The sequence below is a fragment of the Kitasatospora sp. NPDC001660 genome (assembly GCF_053596725.1).
The window spans coordinates 1-6,847 of the sequence record NZ_JBSFGU010000108.1 but is presented as its reverse complement, the minus strand read 5'-3'; the positions used below and the strand labels follow the sequence as shown (position 1 = coordinate 6,847).

7 protein-coding genes are annotated in these 6,847 nt (G+C 70.8%); 5 read left to right on the top strand and 2 right to left on the bottom strand.

What is annotated here, in order from left to right; translation table 11 throughout:
• Positions 1 to 305 precede the first annotated feature (305 nt).
• A complete protein-coding gene (locus ACWCXH_RS39525) occupies positions 306 to 1,055 on the top strand; it encodes a hypothetical protein (protein WP_449806357.1) in 750 nt (249 codons plus the stop codon).
• Positions 1,056 to 1,916: 861 nt separating this feature from the next.
• Here ACWCXH_RS39525 and ACWCXH_RS39520 read toward each other — a convergent pair.
• Positions 1,917 to 2,096 (bottom strand): hypothetical protein, encoded by a 180-nt coding sequence (locus ACWCXH_RS39520; RefSeq protein WP_449806356.1) that lies wholly within the window; start codon positions 2,094 to 2,096, stop codon positions 1,917 to 1,919.
• Between the two features lie 354 nt (positions 2,097 to 2,450).
• Here ACWCXH_RS39520 and ACWCXH_RS39515 point away from each other — a divergent pair, with 354 nt between their 5' ends.
• From ACWCXH_RS39515 to ACWCXH_RS39500, 4 genes are all read left to right on the top strand, one after another.
• A complete protein-coding gene (locus tag ACWCXH_RS39515; RefSeq protein WP_449806355.1) occupies positions 2,451 to 2,876 on the top strand; it encodes a hypothetical protein in 426 nt (141 codons plus the stop codon).
• 46 nt (positions 2,877 to 2,922) lie between these two features.
• Entirely contained in the window at positions 2,923 to 4,104 is a 1,182-nt protein-coding gene (locus tag ACWCXH_RS39510; RefSeq protein ID WP_449806354.1) for a hypothetical protein, read from the top strand.
• 423 nt (positions 4,105 to 4,527) lie between these two features.
• On the top strand, positions 4,528 to 5,772 hold the full coding sequence (locus tag ACWCXH_RS39505) for a histidine kinase (protein ID WP_449806353.1): 1,245 nt from the start codon (positions 4,528 to 4,530) through the stop codon (positions 5,770 to 5,772).
• Entirely contained in the window at positions 5,760 to 6,407 is a 648-nt protein-coding gene (locus ACWCXH_RS39500) for a response regulator transcription factor (protein ID WP_449806352.1), read from the top strand. Before ACWCXH_RS39505 ends, ACWCXH_RS39500 begins: the two co-directional genes overlap by 13 nt.
• Before the next feature lie 24 nt (positions 6,408 to 6,431).
• Here ACWCXH_RS39500 and ACWCXH_RS39495 read toward each other — a convergent pair whose 3' ends face one another.
• Complete coding sequence (locus tag ACWCXH_RS39495; RefSeq protein ID WP_449806351.1) at positions 6,432 to 6,677, bottom strand: hypothetical protein; 246 nt, start codon at positions 6,675 to 6,677, stop codon at positions 6,432 to 6,434.
• Between the last annotated feature and the right edge of the window lie 170 nt (positions 6,678 to 6,847).

Genomic DNA, 6,847 nt, shown 5'->3' with positions numbered 1-6,847 from the left:
CCGGAGAACGCCCCGATCACGAAGCCGAGCGTGGTCCAGGCCGGAAAGCCGTGGTCGAGCGTCGTGAAGACGGCGGCGATACCGGCGAGGAGGACGACCTGGGTCAGGGCGATGCGAAGGCGTTGGAGCACGAAGCGTAAGAGTGTCGGAATCCGGCCGCCGCGTGAAGAGCGCGTGACCCACCTGTGATCTTGGTCCCGCGCGGGCGGCCGGGCCGTCGCCATGGCCGGGTCCGGAGCGGGCCGCGCGATCGGGACGGCGGGGCGCAGCCGGGCTCCGGGCGACGCGGTGATGCACACCGCCGCGTGGGCGCTGCGGCACATCCCGCTGCTCCTGGACCGCCTCACCGCCCGGGCCGGCCAGGAGGCGAGTACCGCGCCGACGCCCTCGCCGCTCGCACCGCCTCCACCGAGGCCGCCCGCGGCAAACTCGACGCCCTGCTGCTCGACGGTTCCGCGAACACCGCGGTCACCCGGCTACGGGCCGGCACCGGCGTCCGGTACCGCTTGTCGGCGCATCGGTGGGCGCAGCCCTGCTCGGGGAACCGTTCGGCAGCGGCGGCGCGTCCGCTGTTCGTGTCCCAAGCGCTCTCTCTGCTCCAGACGGCCTCCGGTGCCGATGATGCCTACGCGGTCGTTGCCTGCCTCGTGTTCTTCGGCCCGGTGATCGCACCTGTCCTCTTCCTGATCGGTGCCCTCGTGGTCGCGCACCGGGTACTGCGCGCCCGTCGCGAACGACGGCCGGGCCTCGACACCGGCACACTCGTCCGGCTGTCCCTCCTGGGTCTCTGCGCGGCTTACGAGGCCGTCAGCACCGGTCTGATGTCCGGTCCGGTGTGGATGTCCGCCCGCAAGTACTGCGGCGTCCGAGGCTTTCCGGAGGACCGGATCACCACCCGGACGTTCCCACTGAGCATGCGCTGCGGTCCCGACGGCGAACTGGTCCCGTCCTGGGTCAACCCTGTCCTGGTAGCCGGTCTGACTCTCGCCCTGGCCGCCCTCACAGCCGCCGCACTGACGACCTATCGCACACGCCGCCGCACCCGGGCGTCCTGAGTCACGCCAACCCTCACCGCGACCGGCCGATGTCACCCCCCGGACACCGAAAGCCCCCGGACCGGCCACGGTCCGAGGGCTTCTCGCATTCCCCGGCCGCTGACCAGCCCAAGGTGCCGGGTCAGGACTGCCTCGATCACCTGCACCAGGAAGGCGACCTCCGGTCGGCGGCGTCTGCGTGTCGTCGGGCGTCAGTCGATGTCGAGATCGGCCCACTCAATGTCGGTGAACTCGGCACCCAGGCCGGCGGCGAGGATGGCGGCCTGGTCGGCGTCGCGGGCGGCGAACAGGTCGCGGGCCACGTCGCCGGGCCGGTCGACGATGAGAACGGGAGCTTCTGACGCTGTGCCTGGTTACTCCACTTGGCCACCGCACGGCCTCACGATGAGAGCCGTCGGCGCCAGCGTTTCACGGTGCTCGCCCCACCACCGATCCGCGCTCCTCCGGCACGGCTCGACAGGTAGCGGGTGGCGTCGATCGCCGCCGACATCGACGCGAAGCCCGCCGCTGCCACTGCCAACGCCGGCTGCACATGATCGAGGGGCGGCCTCCTGAAGATGGCCCCTGATGGCCATCAGCCCACTACACTCACCACGCAGCCTCTGAGCAGGCAAAACGTCGAAGTCCTGCTGGAGTACTAGCTGACCAAATCCACGGACGCTAAGGGTTAGCGGGGCCATCGAATCGTGTTCGTCGACCTTGCATACCCTCACCCAATCGAGTGAACACGTCCAGCGCACGCAAATCGCAGTGACGGCGTCCGGATCACCGACGACTTCGGGCAGCAGGTCCAGCTTGGTGTCGACCAGGTTCTCTTGACCAGGTGATGACCATGGTGAGCTGGCGGACCGGGCCGCGCGCTCAGGTGGCCTTCGCGGACCGGGGCGAGAGGTCCATCGCGGCCCCGGCCTGGTCGGCGAGGGTCACCGCGACGAGCAGGGCTTGCCGGTCGGGCATGCTGCCGGGCACCGGGTCGAGCATGAACCGGCCGATGTACTTGCCGTTGCCGAACACCCGAAGCTCCACCTCTTCGGCCGGCATCCCGACCTGGTCGGTGGGCCAGGTCTTGCGACCGGCGGTGATGGAGCCGTCGTGCTCCAGGCGCGGTGGGTGGTGAACCGATCAATCCGCCAGGGCACGTCACACAGCTGGAGGTCCTCCGACGAGACCGACTCGGCGGCACACTCCACGAGTACCAACATGCCGCATGACCCGCGGATGACCATTCGGCACCCGCAGTGCTCTGCGGCCGCTGTCGGCCCACACCGGGGGGCTGTCCCCGGGCGGGCCCTGGGTCGGGGCTGATCGGGGCCTGCTGGACCATTGCGGCCGTCCCGCCGGACCGATGTAATGTCTGTCCGGTGACGTTTCGTCAGCTCTTTCCTAGGGGGATCGGTGACGGGGATTGTCGAGGTGGCGGTGGGGTGGCTGGCCGCTTGGGCCACGCGCAAAGTCCGGCGAGTGGCGGGGCGGGCCGATGCCGAGTTCGACTACGCGACAGACACGGCCATGGATCATCTGCACGAGGTGATCAGCCGCAGACTCGGTCAGGACCGGGCGCTGGCCAAGGTCGATGAGGAGGTCGAGACCGGCGCGGAGGAACTCAGCCCGGGCACCCGGCAGTGGCTCCAGTTCACCTTGCAGGACGCCGTCGACAACGATCCCGAGTTTGCGAAGGTGCTGCGGGAAGCGGTGGGCCGCCTGCAAGCGGAGGAAACACCGGGCAATGCCGGCGGTACCACGCTGAGCGGGAACACCTTCTCGGGCCCGACCGCGATCCAGACCGGCGCGCACAGCACGCAGACCAACAACTTCAAGTAGCGGTATGGGCGGCTCGCACCCACAGCCACCACCGGATCGCGGCGCGGTGGCCGGGAACACCTTCGAGGGCCCGGCCGCCGCGCACACCGGTCAGGGCGGCACCCAGATCAACCACTTTCACGCCCCGCCCCGGGTCAAGGGGCGGCGCGCCGTCGTGGCCTTGTCCATCGCCGGGGCCGTGGCAGTGCTCGTCGGCACCGTGCTGGCGGTCAGGTTCGCCGGCTCGGCCTCCGACCCGCAGGACGGGAACCCGAACGCGGCCATCCCGGGGCGCGCACCGGGCACCTCGGCCACCCAAGTCGCCTCAGCGCCCAGCTTCTCAAGTCCCGTCGCCACGCCCGCTCAGTCCGACCTCTCGGCAAGCCCGTCCGAACCGCAGGCCTCCACGACGACGGTGACCCAGCCGCTGCCGCCCACCGCGGCCGCGAACCCCGCCCCCGGACACCTGTACGCCGTCGCCGCCGACCGGCAGCGCGTCCGCGCCTGGAGCGGCACGGGCAACACCTGGACCGACATCGGCCCCGCCGCCCACGACCTCATCGCCGGACCCGCCGGCCTGTTCCTCACCGACCCCGCCACCGGCGACATCTACCACTACGACGGCACACCCGGGCAGTGGACGAAGATCGGCTCCAAGGGTCGCCAGTTCGCCGTCGCCGGCAACCGGTTGTATGCCATCAAGGAAGACGGCACTGCCGTCATGCGCTGGGACGGTTCCCCCGGTCAGTGGACCCGCATCGGCAGCTCCGCCACCAAGCTCTACGCCGGCGGCGCCGGCCTGTTCGCCACCGACCCCGCCACCGGCGTCATCACCCACTACAACGGCACCGGCACCACCCCCGCCGACTGGACCCCCGTCGGCGGCCCGGGCGCCGACTTCGCCGTCGACAACACCCACCTCTACGGCCTCAGCACCGACCACACCCAGATCCACCAGTGGACCGGCACCGCTGACCAGTGGCAGCCCATCGGCGGTTCCGCCACCAAGCTCTACGCCGGGGGCGCCGGCCTGTTCATCACCGACCTCGCCACCGGGCAGATCCTCAAGTACAACGGCACCCCCATGAACTGGACACCCATTGGCGAGACCGGCTCCGACCTCGCCGTCGACGACCAGACCATCTACCGGCTCTCCACCGATCACCAAACCATCACCCGATGGACCGGCCACGGCACCGAATGGACCACCATCGACACCCCCGCCACCGCCCTCACAGCAACCGGATGACCCCCACAAGGCTGAAATACCGCACGTCGCGAATACGTCCTGCTATCAGCCCGCCGAGCCGACCTCAACGGCCCGCCACTGGCGCGCAAGACCTCCCGCAGGTCGCACTAGCCCGCATCGCCGATCGCCGACCGCGCCACTCACTCCTGCTTCCACGACGTGATCACGGGCTCGCCAAGGCCCACTGATCATCCGTCAGATCACTCGGATACGCATGTCGCCCCATGGCAACTACGGCACGACCTGGGATCCAGCAGGTTCCCCGGAACCACAGTTGACCCCATGATCGAGCGATACCGAACCGTCAAAAACGGGACTCAACGTCCTCCGAGACCCGGCCCCGGCGTGGTGGTACTGGATTCACCATGGATGCGGATACAAGATCCATGGCAGGCCCGTGTTGAGGTGCTCTAACGTCGAGCCATGACGATTCAACCCCGGTTGGGGCGCCTGGCGCGGCGGGCGCGGCGGGACACCGGCTTCCTGGCCACGGGTGTCCCACTGCACCTGGCGCTGGTCCCCGTGTGGTCCTGGGGCACGGCGACCACTGCCAGGACAGGGAACTGGGCGCTCGTGCTCCCGGTGCCTGTCGCCCTGGTCCTGAGCGGCGTCCCGGTGCTGACGGTGGTTCAGCGATACCGGCACCGGGCGCTGCTCGGGGTGGACATCCGTCGCTCGGCGCCCGTGCCGCAGCGGTGGTCGCCGACCACGGCCCTGCGGTGGCTCTCCTCGCCGCGCGCCTGGCGCCAGGTCGGGTACCACCTGCTGCTGGGCCCGCTGGTGGCCTTGTCGGAGCTATTGGTGCTGGTGGCGGCGGTGGTGGGTCTGGCGGGCGCCACCGGGTACGGCTGGGTGTGGGCGCTGCCGGTCGGGGTGCGGCGCGACTGGTTCGGCTGGGCGACGCTGATGCCGTGCTACACCGTGCTCGGCCTCTTTCTGCTGTCCCTCCTGCCCTGGCTCGCCGGGGTGGTGGCCCGGGCGGAGTCGCGCTCCGCCGCGGCGCTGCTCGGACCCAGCCGGGCCGATCGGCTCCAGGAGCGGGTCGCGTACCTGGCGGGCAGCCGCACCGACCTGATCGAGGCGGTCGATGCCGAGCGCCGCCGGATCGAGCGCGACCTGCACGACGGCACCCAGCAGCGGCTGGTCTCGCTGGCGGTCAACCTGGGACTGGCCATGGCCACCCGCCCCGATCTGCCGGGCGAGGCCCGTGAGGTGCTGGCAGAAGCGCACCTGGAGGCGAAAGCGGCGATCACCGAACTCGGCGATCTGGTACGCGGGTTGCACCCGGCTGTGCTCGAAGACCGGGGCCTGGACGCGGCGTTGTCCGGACTGGCCGCCCGAGTTCCGCTGCCGGTGCGCCTGCGGGTCGAGCTGCCGGAACGGGCGGCGCCCGCCGTGGAGTCGGTTGCGTACTTCGTGATCTCCGAGGCGCTGGCGAACGTGACCAAGCACGCCGGCGCCTCGCGGGTCGAGGTGACGGTCCGACGGGTCGGGACGGTCCTGCGGGTGAACGTCACCGACGACGGGCTGGGCGGCGCCGACCCCTCCGGTGGTACGGGGTTGAGCGGGCTGGCCAAACGGGTGGGCTCCGTCGACGGCATCTTCCGGCTCAGCAGCCCCGTCGGGGGACCGACGACCGTGACGGTGGAGCTGCCGTGCGCGCGGTGATCGCCGAGGACTCGGTGCTGTTGCGGGTCGGCCTGGTCAAGGTGCTGGAGATGGGCGGCTTCCAGGTCGTCGCGGAAGTCGGCGATGCGGAAGCGCTGTTGGCCGCCGTCGAGGAGCACCAGCCCGAACTCGCTCTGGTGGACGTCCGGATGCCGCCCACCTTCACCGACGAGGGCGTGCGGGCGGCCGCGGTGATCCGCCGCCGCCGGCCGCGCACGGCGGTGGTCCTGCTCTCGCAGTACGTGGAGGAGCGGTACGCCGCTGACCTGTTGGCGACCAACACGAGCGGAGTGGGCTACCTGCTCAAGCAACGCGTGGCCGATGTCCAGGACTTCGCAGCAGCGGTACGGCGGGTGGCCGAGGGGGGAACGGCGCTGGACCCCCAGGTCGTCGCCCAACTTCTGCTCCGCCGCGGCGACCCCCTGGCCGCCCTGACCCCGCGCGAGCGGGAGGTGCTGGCCCTGATGGCGGAGGGCCGGTCCAACGCCGGCATCGCCGAGGCGCTGACGGTCAGTGAGAGCGCGGTGGCCAAGCACATCAACAACATCTTCGCCAAACTCGACCTGCCGGTGGCCGATGCGGACCACCGCCGGGTGCTCGCCGTGCTGCGTTTCCTGGGCGCCTCCAGGGGCTGAACGCCGGGGGCACGCCTGCCGTCATCACGGCGACGGGCTCGGCGCCGGCCCACGCGGCGCCGAGCCCGGGGGCACGGGGACGCTGACCGCGGTGGCGTTGGCGTCCCGGCTGCCGTTGGAGGCGTTGCGGCGGTTGTCCACTCCGATGCGGACTTCGACGTCGGGCCCGCTCGGGTAGGCGAACCGCACGTCCGTGACCGTGCGCGCGTTGCTGACACACCGCATCGCGCCCTTCGGCGCGGCGTCGAGCGAGGCGACCAGGGCACACACCTGCGCGCTCGACAGGCGGCCAGAGCGGGTGAGTACCAGGGCGTCCGCTCTCCCCGAGGCCGGGGACGACGGCCGCTAGGGCACGTATTCGGTCGTGATCAATCTGTGTGATTCACCTTCGCGGCGGGTCCTGATCCGGTAGACCGTGGTGTGTGACGCGAGCGCAACTG